The sequence below is a fragment of the Akkermansia muciniphila genome (genome assembly GCF_018709685.1).
Taxonomy (GTDB): domain Bacteria; phylum Verrucomicrobiota; class Verrucomicrobiia; order Verrucomicrobiales; family Akkermansiaceae; genus Akkermansia; species Akkermansia muciniphila_E.
The window spans coordinates 88,605-101,994 of sequence record NZ_JABDHQ010000004.1; the positions used below are offsets into that span (position 1 = coordinate 88,605).

General features: G+C 54.9%; 10 protein-coding genes and 1 tRNA gene. 5 read left to right on the forward strand and 6 right to left on the reverse strand.

What is annotated here, in order from left to right:
- Positions 1–347: 347 nt before the first annotated feature.
- Complete coding sequence (locus HHJ06_RS04020) at positions 348–2,294, forward strand: alkyl/aryl-sulfatase (protein WP_343206595.1); 1,947 nt, start codon at positions 348–350, stop codon at positions 2,292–2,294.
- Between the two features lie 523 nt (positions 2,295–2,817).
- Here the strand turns inward: HHJ06_RS04020 and HHJ06_RS04025 are convergent.
- A complete protein-coding gene (locus HHJ06_RS04025) occupies positions 2,818–3,426 on the reverse strand; it encodes an HNH endonuclease (protein WP_215427820.1) in 609 nt (202 codons plus the stop codon).
- Between the two features lie 193 nt (positions 3,427–3,619).
- On the opposite strand from HHJ06_RS04025, the gene HHJ06_RS04030 reads away from it, so the two are divergent.
- Positions 3,620–4,141 carry a hypothetical protein gene (locus HHJ06_RS04030; RefSeq protein WP_215427822.1) on the forward strand — a complete coding sequence of 174 codons (522 nt, stop codon included), beginning with the start codon at positions 3,620–3,622 and terminating at the stop codon, positions 4,139–4,141.
- Positions 4,142–4,235: 94 nt separating this feature from the next.
- Here the strand turns inward: HHJ06_RS04030 and ruvC are convergent, their stop codons facing one another.
- The 5 genes from ruvC to HHJ06_RS04055 form a co-directional block, all read right to left on the reverse strand.
- Complete coding sequence (ruvC, locus tag HHJ06_RS04035; RefSeq protein ID WP_215427824.1) at positions 4,236–4,739, reverse strand: crossover junction endodeoxyribonuclease RuvC; 504 nt, start codon at positions 4,737–4,739, stop codon at positions 4,236–4,238.
- 45 nt (positions 4,740–4,784) lie between these two features.
- Entirely contained in the window at positions 4,785–5,987 is a 1,203-nt protein-coding gene (locus HHJ06_RS04040; protein WP_215427826.1) for a DEAD/DEAH box helicase, read from the reverse strand.
- A 62-nt stretch (positions 5,988–6,049) separates the two neighbouring features.
- Complete coding sequence (locus HHJ06_RS04045) at positions 6,050–6,679, reverse strand: MBL fold metallo-hydrolase (RefSeq protein ID WP_180972535.1); 630 nt, start codon at positions 6,677–6,679, stop codon at positions 6,050–6,052.
- A 91-nt stretch (positions 6,680–6,770) separates the two neighbouring features.
- Positions 6,771–7,772: a dihydroorotase gene (gene pyrC, locus HHJ06_RS04050; protein ID WP_215428011.1), complete on the reverse strand. Its 1,002-nt coding sequence runs from the start codon at positions 7,770–7,772 to the stop codon at positions 6,771–6,773.
- Between the two features lie 492 nt (positions 7,773–8,264).
- Positions 8,265–8,342 (reverse strand) — tRNA-Asp (locus HHJ06_RS04055).
- A 232-nt stretch (positions 8,343–8,574) separates the two neighbouring features.
- Between HHJ06_RS04055 and HHJ06_RS04060 the strand changes: the two genes are divergently transcribed.
- Genes HHJ06_RS04060 through HHJ06_RS04070 form a run of 3 tightly spaced genes read left to right on the forward strand, consistent with a single transcriptional unit; the run spans position 8,575 to position 13,300 of the window.
- Positions 8,575–9,045 carry a MarR family winged helix-turn-helix transcriptional regulator gene (locus tag HHJ06_RS04060; RefSeq protein WP_215427828.1) on the forward strand — a complete coding sequence of 157 codons (471 nt, stop codon included), beginning with the start codon at positions 8,575–8,577 and terminating at the stop codon, positions 9,043–9,045.
- Positions 9,046–9,051: 6 nt separating this feature from the next.
- Positions 9,052–10,185: an efflux RND transporter periplasmic adaptor subunit gene (locus HHJ06_RS04065; protein ID WP_215427830.1), complete on the forward strand. Its 1,134-nt coding sequence runs from the start codon at positions 9,052–9,054 to the stop codon at positions 10,183–10,185.
- A gap of 7 nt (positions 10,186–10,192) precedes the next feature.
- Positions 10,193–13,300, forward strand: a complete 3,108-nt coding sequence (locus HHJ06_RS04070) for an efflux RND transporter permease subunit (protein ID WP_215427832.1) — start codon at positions 10,193–10,195, stop codon at positions 13,298–13,300.
- Positions 13,301–13,390 lie beyond the last annotated feature (90 nt).

Below are 13,390 nucleotides of genomic sequence, written 5' to 3' on the forward strand. Positions count from 1 at the left end.
TTCCAGCCATGTTCCTCCATCAATTTGCATGCAGGGATGTAAAAAGCCACGAATGCAGACACTTTATTCTCTCCTCCGAATGGCTCCGGGTGTAAATCCCGACCCGTCAGGAGGATAAAACAAAAACTGCCCCGTGAATGGTGGCATTTCCTGTTATCCACCCGGAAAACTCTGGTAGTCAAATAGTAACATACTGCCATTTTCCGAACACTGCTCTTTGGCATCAAGTCTATTGCTCTCACAAAGTGTGAATCGGCTGACTCGCCGCTTTTTTACTTTTCACGTCCCGTTAACAAAATCCGATCATGAAAACAACAATGAATTATTTTCCGTCCATATTGCTGGCAATGCTTGTATGGGGAGGTCCGGGCGCCCATGGCGCAGAGGAGCCCAAAAAGGCGACAAGCCACACTATTGAATACAACAAGAACTTTCTCCGCACTCATGGCCTGGATGAACATGACCAACAGGACTTTCAGAATGCGGAAAAGGGATTTATAGCAACCCTCAAGGATCCGGAAATTAAAAACAAGGAAGGGAGGACGGTCTTTGACATCTCTTCCTTTGACTTTACCAAGGATAAACCGGCCCCTGACACGGTGAACCCGAGTTTATGGCGCGTCTCCCAGCTAAATGCCAAAAGCGGGCTGTTCAAGGTCATGGACGGCGTATATCAGATTCGCGGGTTCGATCTTTCGAACATGACTATTATTGAAGGGAAGGAAGGCCTCATTATCATTGATCCCCTCATTTCAAAAGAAACCGCAAAAGCGGGACTTGACCTCTACTATCAGGAAGTGGAGCAGCCGAAGGCAGGAAAACGCCCGGTCAAGGCAGTGGTATATTCGCACTCCCATGTGGATCACTTTGGAGGAGTCAAGGGAGTGGCCTCCGAGCAGGACGTCAAATCCGGTAAAACGCAGATACTGGCGCCGGAAGGATTCCTGAAAGAAGCCGTTTCCGAAAACGTTTATGCGGGCAACGCCATGGGGAGGCGCTCTACGTACATGTATGCGGCGCCCTTTAATAAAGGGCCGGAGGGTACCGTAGGCTCCGGCCTGGGAACCGCCAGCTCCAGCGGAACCGTTACAGTCATTCCGCCCACTGATACCATCACCAAAACAGGTGAAACACGCACCATAGACGGAGTGGAAATGGAATTCATGATGGCTCCCGGGACGGAAGCTCCCTCTGAAATGCTGATGTACCTCCCTCAATTCAAGGCGCTTTGCAGCGCAGAGGACGCTACCCATACCATGCATAACCTTTACACTCTGAGAGGAGCCAAGGTGCGGGACGCAAGCAACTGGTGGAAGGCGCTTGATGAAGCCATTCAGCGTTACGGAGACAAAACGGAGGTTTTGTTTGCGCAGCACCACTGGCCCAGATGGGGAAAAGAAAACATCAACCAGTTCCTGGCGAAGGAACGCAACGGCTACAAATACATGCACGACCAGACGTTGAACCTGATTAACAAAGGATACACGCCTGTGGAAATTGCGGAAATGATCAAGCTGCCGCCGGAAATAGACAAGCAATGGTACTTCCGGGGCTATTACGGCACGCTGAACCACAATGCCAAAGCCATTTATCAACGGTACATGGGCTGGTATGACGGCAACCCGGCAAACCTGTATGCCCTGCCGCCCGTGGAAGCGGCCAGGCGCTATGTGGAACTGGCTGGAGGAGCCGACAAGATGATAGACAACGCCCAAAAGGCCTTTGACAAGGGAGACTACCGCTGGACGGCCGAGGTGTTAAAGCACGTGGTTTTTGCCGATCCACAAAACAGCAAAGCAAGAAATCTGGCGGCGGACGCTCTTGAACAGCTTGGCTACCAGGCTGAATCGGGGCCCTGGCGCAATGAATTTCTCGTGGGAGCCTACGAACTGAGAAATGGACTGCTTAAAAATCCCCTGGACCTGGTATCGACGGACATTCTGTCCAACCTGACGCCGGAAATGCTGTTTGACTACATGGGCATCAGCATGAACAGCGAGAAATCCAAAGGGAAGAAGCTGGCGTTTAACTGGATAGATCAAAACGGAAAACCATACGGCTTCTGGATTGAAGACGAAGTATTGATGTACCGCGAAGGAAAACCGATGGAGCATCCTGACGCAGTAATCACCGGAGACAAGCTCAACTTCACCCTCGTTGCCATGCAGGCCGTGCCCTTGAAGGACGCTCTGGACAAAGGCATGATCAAGATCGAAGGCAATGCGGACAAGTTCCAAGAGCTGATCGGATGCATGGACAAGTTCAATGGGAACTTCAACATCATAGAACCCTGACCTTCCATTGTTATTCTAATGAAACCGCTTTTCCCGGCACTCGGGAAAAGCTGTTTCTTCAGCGTATGTTTCAATACAACATGAAACAAGCTCATCCCCATTTTGGCGTTAGCTAATCATGATTGTAGCTTTATTAAAATATACTCCAATCGTTACCTCTATTCTACTATTGCTTTTTAAGCACATCACTTTGACTATTGTGAGATAATTTTACTCAAAAAATTCATTAAAGAATGTTCTTTCTATATTGTTTAATCCTAATTTTGAAAAAAGGGTACGTTAACATAATGACATTCTCTTTTTTTTAAAATCCAATTAGCTTTTTCCATAATAGTTTCCTTTACGGAGGAATCAGCTTTCCATTTGTCTCAATCAACAATATTTTCTACTTCAGGACCAAAAATTCCGCTTTGTAAGAACGGAATAATATTCCCTCTCATCTTAATGAAACTTGATCGATTTTATAATAAAAATCTAACTCGGTTAGCATCTGGAAAAAGAAGGAAATAAATAGAATTTTAAATTATTGCAATCGAATAATTGATGTAAAATCTTCTTTTTTAAGCCACGGCCTTTTCTTATGCACCATACTATGACAGTTTGAACATAACATCACAATATCTTCAATTTTCGTTGTATCTCCTTCCTGTAATTCAGATACAGGTTTAATATGATGTGCTTCTATAAAATTTTTACCCAAATTCCCATACATTTTTTCAAAATCGAAACCACAGATTTCACAAAAAAGACGACCATGTTTCTGTTTAAAAAAAAGTTTAGCCTTGTTTACAAGAATCTGATTACGTTCTCGAATAACATGCTGAACTAATTTAGGTTTCCCCTCTGAAAAATCAGCATCATTTTGGGTTAAATCAATAGAATCTTTTGAATAAACGAAGTTTCTCAATCCCCAATGTCCTGACCCAATTCCATCAACACTATAAAAATAATCAGGGTTAGTTTTTATATATGCTTCAGAATCACTTGAATATTGTTCTAACGTCCTTCTAATACTCGATTCCTTGCATTCTCTTTCACCCAAATCATTAATCATTTGGTAAATATCTTTTAAATAAGCATGTCCTCCTAATACTTGAAGAGCATGCCGTATTGCCAATTCCCATGTTAACATATTATAAAAGCATAATTTAAAATAAAAGGTCCATAAATTAATATTACTTGAGAGTTCACGAAAAAGAAAGAAAGAAATTGCTAAAAAGAATTACTACTTTCAAGATTGTGTGATAGAGACAAATCCGCCTGATCCCGAGTATCCCCACGAATTTTCCTTCACATAGGGTTATGCTTGATATTAAATAGGAGTCATGAAGCGATTTTTCCTTCCCGTTTTAGCACTGTGCGTTTGCGCAACTGCTCCCCTTTCTGCCCAGTCCAAGACGGGGGCTCCTACTCAATCTACGGATGATTACAACCAGAGCCAGTTCTGGATCGGCAACTTTCCGGAGGGGCAGTTTGTGGTGCATCTCAGCCGGATTGTAGCGGTGGCCCAGCACAAGTATATTCTGGACAACGCTTGCATGGTGTATGAAGTGACGTTGATTACCTTGGGGAATACGCCCACCAAGTTTTATTACCTGGAGACGCTGGGACAGAATTCCGGAATCAATGCCATCAAGAATGTGACTGACCGGGCGAAGGAGCTCGGTTCCGGCGCCGTCAACAGGGCGACGGGAGGAAGCATTGATCCGGATACCACCGTCGCGAAAGCTTACCCGAATACGAATACCGTCGAGTTCCGCGTGTCTTCCCTGGAACAGCTCAACAAGATGTACGCTTCCCTGCTTAAGGCGTGGCAGGACGGGAAAGGGAGGACGTTCAAGCCCTGAGGGGTTGAATCAGTGATGAGAGAGTAGAGATGAGAGTTTAGTGAAAAAATTCGGACTTGCGGTCCGCGAATTGAAATCTAATCACTCATCACTGCTAAATGTATTTTCTCTCAATCATGTGGGCCTTCAAGGGGTCCGCAGAGTAGAGGTGGGTTAGGCCGATTGCCAGGGCATCCGCAGCATCGGATTCCGGCGTTTCCCGGAGTTCCAGCAAAGCCCGCACCATGAAGGCGACCTGTGCTTTTTGAGCGGCCCCCCTCCCTACGACGGAGAGTTTCACGCTTTTAGGGGAGTATTCCATGATGCGCAGTCCGGCTTCCGCCGCGGCAATGACCACGGCCGCCTTGGCCGCTCCCATGGTGATGGCCGTCTGGTGGGACTGGACGTAGATGATGCGTTCCACCGCCATTTCATCCGGCTCCCATTTGTCAATGAGGTTGCCCAGATGCTGTTTGATGGCGAGCAGGCAACCTGATTGCGACACGCTGCGGGGAATGGAGAGCGTGCCGTAGTCCAGCGCGCATGCCCGGCGATGGTCGCCCTCCACCACGGCATAACCCGTGTTGCGGATGGCCGGGTCTATGGCAAGGATGCGCATGGGATGATTGTCGTTCCCGCAGAGAGGACCTTGTCCGCCCTCCCTTTAGCGTCTGCGGCGTTTGGGGCTCGCGTGCTTGACTTTGCGGACGGATTTGACGGGCTCGTCTTCCAGAAGGGCGGTGTACGTGTAGTCGAAGCCGTCCAGCTTTTTGCGTTCAATGGGCTTCCCGATGAAGTTTTCCACAGCCGTGGCGAAGTCCACTTCATCCGCCGTCATGATGGTGAAGGCGTCCCCCGTGGCTTCGGCGCGGCCGGTACGGCCGATGCGGTGCACGTAGTCTTCCGCATTTTCCGGAACACGGTAGTTGATGACATGGGTCACGCCGCTGATGTCAATGCCGCGCGCCGCCACATCCGTAGCCACCAGAATGTCATATTTGCCGCCCTTGAAGCCTTTGAGGGCTTCCATGCGTTCCTTCTGGGGAATGTCGGAGTGCATGACAGCCACTTCCCCGCGGTAGCCGTTGGTTTTCAGCATGCCGCATACGGAGTCCGCTTCCTTGCGGGTGCGGGTGAAGATCATGACGGAATGGAAGTCCGTTCCCTTGAGAAGGCCCAGCAGCAGTTCGTCCCGCTGGTCCAGGGCCACCGGATAAATGGCGTGGTTGATGGTGGCGGCCACTTCCCGGCGTGCGATGGCCACTTCCGCCGGGTCCGTGAGGCACCATTTGGCAAATCCGGCGATGACCGGAGGCATGGTGGCGGAGAAGAAGAGGGTCTGCCTGCCCTCCCACGGGCAGAGGTTGATGATTTTACGGACAATGGGGAGGAAGCCCATGTCCAGCATGCGGTCCACTTCATCCAGCACCAGGGCCTTGACTTCTCCGAAGCGCATGGTGCCGCGGTAGAAGTGGTCCACCAGGCGCCCGGGGGTAGCCACCACAATGTCCGCCCCGTTTTTCAGGTCTTCCGTCTGCTTGCCGTAGCCCACGCCGCCGTACAGCAGGGCCACTTTCAGGCCGGTGTATTCACCGTATTCGGCAAAGGCTTCCGCCACCTGGTCCGCCAGTTCGCGGGTAGGTTCCAGCACCAGAATCTGGGGCTGGCCCATGGGCTTCAGCTTGGTCAGCAGGGGGAGCGCAAAGGCTGCGGTTTTTCCCGTTCCCGTCTGGGAGGCCCCAATGAGGTCCCGGCCTTCCAGAATGATGGGGATGGCCTGCTCCTGAATGGGGGTGGGATGTTCATAACCGCATTTCTCCACCGCCTTCAAGACGGGTTCCGATAAACCTAATTCTGAAAATAACATTGATCTTGTATGCTTGCTAAAAATAAAGCACGGCCACCGCGCAACGGGCGCAGAAGCCGTGGTCAGGAGATGAACGGATTGGTCAGCAGTTCATTCTTCACGGTGGTGTACGGGCCGTGCCCCGGGAAAATCCTGGTGGTGGCGGGCTGGTTGAGCACTTTTGTTTCAATGCCCTGCTTCAGCAGCCGCAGGTTTCCGCCCGGAAGGTCCGTGCGCCCGATGGAACCGGCAAAGATGACGTCCCCCGCGAACATGATTCCTTCATCCGGGAGGTCGTAAACGATGCTGTCCGGAGAATGCCCCGGCACCTGGTGCAGATGCCACAGCAGGCCGCCCCAGTCCGCCGTGTGAATGTTCTGCGTAAGCACTTCATCCACCACAAACGGCTGAACGTTGAGGGGAAGCCCCCATGCGTCCCGCGCCATTTTTTCCAGCGTCAGGTCTTCACTGTAAGGCTGTCCGGCATGAATGCGGCAGCCGAAGATCTGGCGCATGCGGCAGGCGTCCTCCACATGGTCAAAGTGCTGGTGGGTGATGAGCAGATCCGTAATGATGATATCGGGTTTCTTGGAGTATATCCAGTCCGCGAAGCCGGACGGAGCGTCCACCGCCACGTAAGTGTTATCCTTCGTCTTGAAGAGATAACCATTACAGGAAGCTACTCCACCCGTATAAACGCGAATCCGATCCATGAGCAGGGATTGTAGCCGGATCGTCCGGAATATCCAGTATAAAGACGGTTTCCTGAAAATGCGTTCTGTCATCTTCCGCCGGAAGAGCCCGTTACATCAGGCTCCAGGGAATGACGTCTCCGGCATCCATCGGCACCACTTTCTGGCCGTGCCCTTCATAGGCGTCCGGCACCAGCATTTCCTTCCGTTGCAGGCGCACCGTTTTGGCGGGCGGCGTCAGTCCGTACACGGCGCAGGCATGGCCGGAAACGAACCCCTGAAGCTTGTCCAGGGCATCATGCTTTTCAAAGAGGGCCGCCAGTTGCGGCAAAGCAATGGGGGCGGTGAACACGCCGGCGGCGCAGCCGCACGCTTCCTTGGCATGGATGGGATGGGGGGCGGAGTCACTGCCGAACATGAGGCGCGGGTGCCCGGAGAGAGCCGCTTTCAGCAGGGCTTCCCGGTCTTCCGGCCTTTTGGCGATGGGCTTGCAGAAGAGATGGGGGCGGAGCATGCCCCCGGCCACATCGTCCAGCGTGATGAGCAGGTGCTGGAGGGTTACCGTGGCCGTCAGGTTTTCAAATTCATCCAGCAACTGCACGGCGGACGCGGTGGTGATGTGCTCCATGCAGATGGTCAGCCTGGGGAAGCGCGCGGCTAGGTCCCGGTAAACGTCCAGGAATTCGGCTTCCCGGTCCATCACGAATCCGTGGCTTTCACCGTGCACCAGCAGCGGAATGCCCATTTCCTGCATGATGGACATGGTGGCTTCCGCATCCTTCATGGCCTTCACGCCTCCATCACTGTTCGTGGTGGCTCCCGCCGGGTACAGCTTGATGCCGAAGACCAGTTCCCTGAGCCGGGCCAGCTCCCCTTCCGTGTAGGAGCGGAAGAAGGCCGTCATGTACGGCTGGAAGGCGTCGCCTCCGCACGCGTCTACCACACGCCGGCGGTAGGCCTGCACCGCATCCGCGTCCGCCACGGGGGGAACCAGGTTGGGCATGATGACCGCCCCGGCAAAGGAGGCGGAACTCAGGGGGGCGACCAGTTTCAGCATGTCGCCGTCCCTCAGGTGAAGGTGCATGTCCAGCGGGGAGTGCAGTTCCAAAATCATGCGGGCATCATGCAGGAAGGGACTTGTGAAATCAAGCATGGTCCCCTGCTCCGCGGGAAGGAGTGATTTTTCCGAAAGGAAAAGAAAGGAGCATTTCACGCGAAGACCGGGAAACCGGGCACGCCCGGTTGGACGGAAAGCAAAGCTTGAAGCCCGCGGGGTGAGTGAATCTGAAAGAGGCACAAATCAAACCTCCGCTCCCATCTGGATGCCTTTTGTTCAAACCGCGGGGTATTGTCCCCTCCCCGTGATTCCTGATGGCCGTGCTGCCGGGAGCAAGGACTCCTTGCCCCTTACAAATTCCTGACCGTAATGAGAGAGTAAACATGTCCTCTACATGCCGTGGATTGTTTTTCATGTGAAGATCGGGAAGGCCTTCACTCCCAGACGGACGCGCTCTGGGAAAAAATGGAGGAACGGACAAATTCCGGTGAACGGGATAGCCCCGGGCACAAAAAAGCCGCCCGGAGGCGGCTATTCTCTTGAACAAGGTGGCGAAGCGGACGGGGCTCGAACCCGCGACCTCCAGCGTGACAGGCTGGCGCTCTAACCGAACTGAGCTACCGCTCCCTGACCTTGGATGCTGTCTGTGCCTTGCGGCGAGGACGGGGATGCTTATACATGCCTTTATCTCCAGTGACAAGAGAAAAAGACTTTTTTTGCAACTTTCGCAACTGCCGGCGGTTTGTATGGTAATGGAATAGGAGCTTTCATTTTCCCGATTATTAAAAAACAGTAACAAACCCTCAACATTATTTGTTTTAGTTTGACAACAGTTAACAAGTTTTGACATAACAGCCGCATGCTTCAACCTGCCGTGGATATCACCACTTCCGTTCATAAATTTGAAACCATTCTCTATCAGTTCAAAAGGGATAATTTGAATGAAGTGGACCAGAACCACTACCAGAAGATCATGGGGCTTTCCGTCCGCCAGATGGAAGCCCTGGGAGCCCTGAACCGGCTGATGACGGACCGCCATGAAGGCATTCCCCTGAAAACGCTGGCCCACCATCTCCGCATGAGCGTCCCTTCCACCTCCCTGCTGGTGGACAGCATGGTGAAGAAAGGCCTGTTTGACCGCAAGGAGAATCCGCGGGATAGGCGCTCCCTGTGCATCCGCCTTTCCGAGGAAGGAGAATCCAAGTTCCACCAGCTCCGCAACGGCATGAAGAAACGGCTGGAGTCCCTGTTCAGCATCCTGACGGAAGAGGACAGGGAAAATTTCTGCCGCACGCTGAATACCCTTTACAATCACGTTTACCATCAATAACGCCATATGAAAAAATACACGCATGAACGGAAGGTTCCCCTCCGCCTGCTGGCCGCCTCCGGCCTGCTTTTCTCCCTCCTGACGCCGGGTTACTCCCAGGGCGCTCCGGGAAAAGTTGCCAAGCCGAGCACCGTACTTGTCGAGAAAGCGACCGCCATCGACAGCGCGGTGAACAAAAAGTACATCGGCCAGGTGGAGTCCATTGACCGGGTGACCGTACAACCCCGCGTTTCCGGCAACATCGTCGCCACCCGTTTCCGGGAAGGCAAGGTGGTGAAGAAGGGAGACCTGCTTTTCGAGATAGAAGACACACGCTACAAGGCGGCCGTGGAGGAGGCGGTAGCCAAGAAGGCCCAGCTGGAAGCCAAGCTGCTTTACGCCAGGAACAGCTTTGAACGCTATAACAAGCTGCTGGCCTCCAAGTCCGTTTCCATGGATACGGTGGAAAACGCCAAGAGCACCATGCACGCCCTGGAAGCGGAGATCCAGTCCGCAGACGCCGCCATCACGGTAGCGAAGGACGACCTTAATTACACCAAGCTCACGGCTCCCATCACGGGCCGCACGGGCCGCGTCACTTTTTCCACGGGCAACTACATCACGCCCACCTCCGGTTCCCTGGTGACCATCACGGGCATTGACGAGGTGTACGTGAAGTTCCCCATCAGCGAACGCGATTTCCTTTCCCTGTTCGGCACCCAGGAGAAGATGAAGAAGGAGGCCCTCGTCTCCGTCAACCTTGCCAACGGCAAGGCGTACGACCAGCCGGGCACCGTTTTCATGACGGACAATACCGTCCAGCCGACTACGGACACCCTGAACGTCTGGGCCAAGTTCCCCAATCCGGAAGACGTGCTGACGCCCGGCGGCGTGGTCACGGTGAATCTTTCCAAGAAGAATGTGGACCGCTTCCCGGCGGCCAACATTTCCTCCGTGATGCACGACGCCTACAAGAGCTACGTTTACGTGGTGAATGACCAGGGCGTAGTGGAACGCCGCGACGTCACGCTGGGCAACACGGTCAATAATGAACAGTGCTTCAGCTCCGGCGTGAAGGAGGGGGAAGTCATCATCATCGACGGCATGCACAAGGTGCGCCCCGGCGCCAAGGTGAATCCGGTGTATTCCGCTCAAAACTGATTCTTCCATGATTGCGGACCTGTTTATCAAACGCCCCAAATTCGCCATCGTCATCGCCATCCTGATGATTCTGGCGGGCGGCATCTGCCTGAAGCAGCTGCCCATTGCGGAGTATCCGGAAATCGCCCCCACCAGCATCAACGTGCAGGCCACCTACACGGGTGCGAGCGCCCAGGTGGTGATGGAGACGCTGGCCTCCCCCATTGAGGAAGAACTCAACGGGCTGGAGAACCTGCTTTATTTCTCCTCCAAGTCTGACAACACCGGCGGTTATTCCCTTTCCCTGACGTTCAAGAGCGGCACGGACTCGGACATCAACATGGTGAACGTCCAGAACGCCTTGAAGCGGGTGGAGTACAAGCTGCCCAAGGAGGTAACGGACCAGGGCATCAAGATACGGAAGCGCTCCTCGGACATTCTGGGGTTCTTCGCCTTCCGGTCCACCAGCATGAGCTCCCTGGAGCTGAACAACTTCGTCAAGTCCAGGGTGAAGGATGAGATCGCCCGCGTGCCGGGCATCTCCGCCGTCAACCTGATGCCGGAAAAGAATTACAGCATGCGTATCTGGCTGGACGCCCTGCGCATGTCCGCCCTGAACATTACGCCGGAGGACGTGTCCAACGCCATCAAGGCGCAGAACGTGCAGGCCGCCGCCGGGTCCATCGGCTCGGAAGGGGAAAACAATTTCATCCAGTACAAGGTGAACGTCACCGGGCGGCTTCAAACCGTGGAGGAGTTCAGCAAGATCATCGTCCGCACCGGGCAGGACGGCCACGTCACCCGGCTGGACGACATCGCCCGCATTGAGCTGGGAGCGGAAACCTACACGGGCAGCAGCCGCAACAACGGGGAGGATTCCGTGAACATGGCCGTATACCGCCTGGACGACGCCAATGCGCTGGAAGCCATGAACGGCGTGAAGGATACCTTGGTGAAGTTGCAGGAACGCTTCCCGGACGGCGTGAGCTACGTCGTCAGCTACGACCCCACGCAGTACATCTCCGCCACCATGGCGGAAATCGTGGAAACGCTCATCATCGCCCTGATCCTGGTGGTGGGCATCACGTACGTGTTCCTCCAGGACTGGCGCGCCACCCTTATTCCGGCGCTCGCCATTCCCGTCTCCCTGATCGGCACCTTCGCCATCCTGCTGCCGCTGGGCTTTTCCATCAACGTGCTGACCATGTTCGGCCTGATTCTGGTGATCGGCTCCCTGGTGGACGACGGCATCATCGTGGTGGAGAATACCATGCGCATTCTGGAGACGGAGGACCTGTCTCCGGAGGAAGCCACCAAGAAGAGCATGCACCAGATCACGGGGGCCATCATCGCCACCACGCTGGTGACGGTGGCCATTTACGTGCCCATCGCCTTCTTCGGCGGCATGGTGGGGAACATTTACATGCAGTTCTCCGTGACCATGTGCGTGGCCCTGTGCCTTTCCGCCATCAATTCCCTGACGCTCAGCCCCGCCCTGTGCGTGCTGCTGCTGAAGAAGAAAAAGAAGAAGCAGAGCAGGTTCAGCCCCTTCCGCCCCTTCAACGCCACGCTGGAATGGGCGCGCAAGAGCTACATCAAATGCGCCGGCATCATGGTGCGCCGCGCCTGGCTCACGCTGATTCTGCTGGCCGCCGTCCTGGTCGGCAACTGGAAGCTGTTTGAGACCGTTCCCAAGTCCTTCCTCCCCCCGGAAGACAAGGGCACCGTCTTCTGCGACATCCAGCTGGCGCCGGGCGCCACGCTGGGCCGCACGGAACAGGCCATGCGCAGCGCGGAACAGAAGCTCATGAGCATTCCCGGCGTGCGCCAGGTTTCCTCCACTTCCGGGTTCAGCTTCATGGGCGGCAACGGGGAAAACCTGGGCATGTGCATCGCCCAGCTTGACCCCTGGGACAAACGCAAGACTCCAGAGCTTTCCCTGGATTCCATCATGCAGAAGGCCTCCATCCTGTGTGACGAGATTCCGGCGGCCAAGGCCACCGTGTTCAGCCCTCCCGCCATCATGGGACTGGGCCTGACGGGCGGCGTCTCCTTCATGCTCCAGGCCAGCGGGGAGGAAACGCCCAAGGACCTGGAACGCGTGACGAACGACCTGCTGGACAAGATCAACAAGCTCCCCGGCACCATGTTCGCCCGCAGCGCGTATGAGGCGAACACGCCCCAGCTTTTCCTGAACATTGACCGTGAAAAAGCGCAGAGCATGCACGTGCCCGTGAACCGCATTTTCACGACGCTTCAGAGCAAGCTGGCCTCCATGTACATTAATGATTTCAACCTGATCGGCTACACATTCAAGGTGAAGATGCAGTCCGCGGCGGAAGACCGCACCAGCATCAACGACATCATGAACACCTACATCCAGAACGACCAGGGCCAGATGGTGCCGATCAGTTCCGTAGCCACCCTGTCCTACATGGTCGGACCGCGGCAGATATCCCGCTTCAACCAGCTCATGTCCGCGGAAGTGACCGCCCAGGCCAGGCCCGGCGTCAGCAGCGGCGAGCTGATGAACCAGATTGAGGCCCTCCCGCTGCCGGAGAATTATTCCATCACCTGGACGGACATGAGCTACCAGGAACGCCAGAATGACGGCAAGATCGTCCTGCTGATGGGCATGGCCCTGCTCTTCGGCTACCTGTTCCTGGTGGCGCAGTATGAGAGCTGGACGGTGCCCATCTCCGTCATCGTCTCCGTCTCCGTGGCCCTGCTGGGCGCCCTGCTCGGCCTTATCATCTGCAACACGCCCCTGAGCATTTACGCCCAGCTGGGGCTGGTGATGCTGGTGGGCCTGGCCGGGAAGAACGCCATCCTGATGGTGGAGTTCTCCAAGATGGAGCGGGAGCGCGGCGTGCCTATCCGGGAGGCGGCCCTGGAAGGGGCCCGGCAGCGTTTCCGCGCCGTGATGATGACGGCCATTTCCTTCATCATCGGGGTGTTCCCCATGGTCATTGCCTCCGGAGCGGGCGCGGCCAGCCGCAAGGCCATCGGCATCTCCACCTTCTACGGCATGATTCTCGCCACGCTGGTGGGCATCCTGTTCATTCCGGCGCTGTACGCCATGTTCCAGCGCTACCGTGAATGGGTAAAGGCCCTGTTCACCGGAAAGGCGCAATAACGTAAGAGGAAGATTCCCTCACCACGGACGGGGCGGCTCTGCCGCTCCGTCCTTTTATATGCCTTAATGACCGTCCCCCAGAGAACGCGG

Bases quoted from the DNA above. Each gene is read 5' to 3' on its own strand.
- HHJ06_RS04020 (WP_343206595.1), top strand. From the start codon at position 348: ATGCTTGTATGGGGAGGTCCGGGCGCCCATGGCGCAGAGGAGCCCAAA.
- HHJ06_RS04025 (WP_215427820.1), bottom strand. From the start codon at position 3,426: ATGTTAACATGGGAATTGGCAATACGGCATGCTCTTCAAGTATTAGGA.
- HHJ06_RS04030 (WP_215427822.1), top strand. From the start codon at position 3,620: ATGAAGCGATTTTTCCTTCCCGTTTTAGCACTGTGCGTTTGCGCAACT.
- ruvC (WP_215427824.1), bottom strand. From the start codon at position 4,739: ATGCGCATCCTTGCCATAGACCCGGCCATCCGCAACACGGGTTATGCC.
- HHJ06_RS04040 (WP_215427826.1), bottom strand. From the start codon at position 5,987: ATGTTATTTTCAGAATTAGGTTTATCGGAACCCGTCTTGAAGGCGGTG.
- HHJ06_RS04045 (WP_180972535.1), bottom strand. From the start codon at position 6,679: ATGGATCGGATTCGCGTTTATACGGGTGGAGTAGCTTCCTGTAATGGT.
- pyrC (WP_215428011.1), bottom strand. From the start codon at position 7,772: ATGATTTTGGAACTGCACTCCCCGCTGGACATGCACCTTCACCTGAGG.
- HHJ06_RS04060 (WP_215427828.1), top strand. From the start codon at position 8,575: ATGCTTCAACCTGCCGTGGATATCACCACTTCCGTTCATAAATTTGAA.
- HHJ06_RS04065 (WP_215427830.1), top strand. From the start codon at position 9,052: ATGAAAAAATACACGCATGAACGGAAGGTTCCCCTCCGCCTGCTGGCC.
- HHJ06_RS04070 (WP_215427832.1), top strand. From the start codon at position 10,193: ATGATTGCGGACCTGTTTATCAAACGCCCCAAATTCGCCATCGTCATC.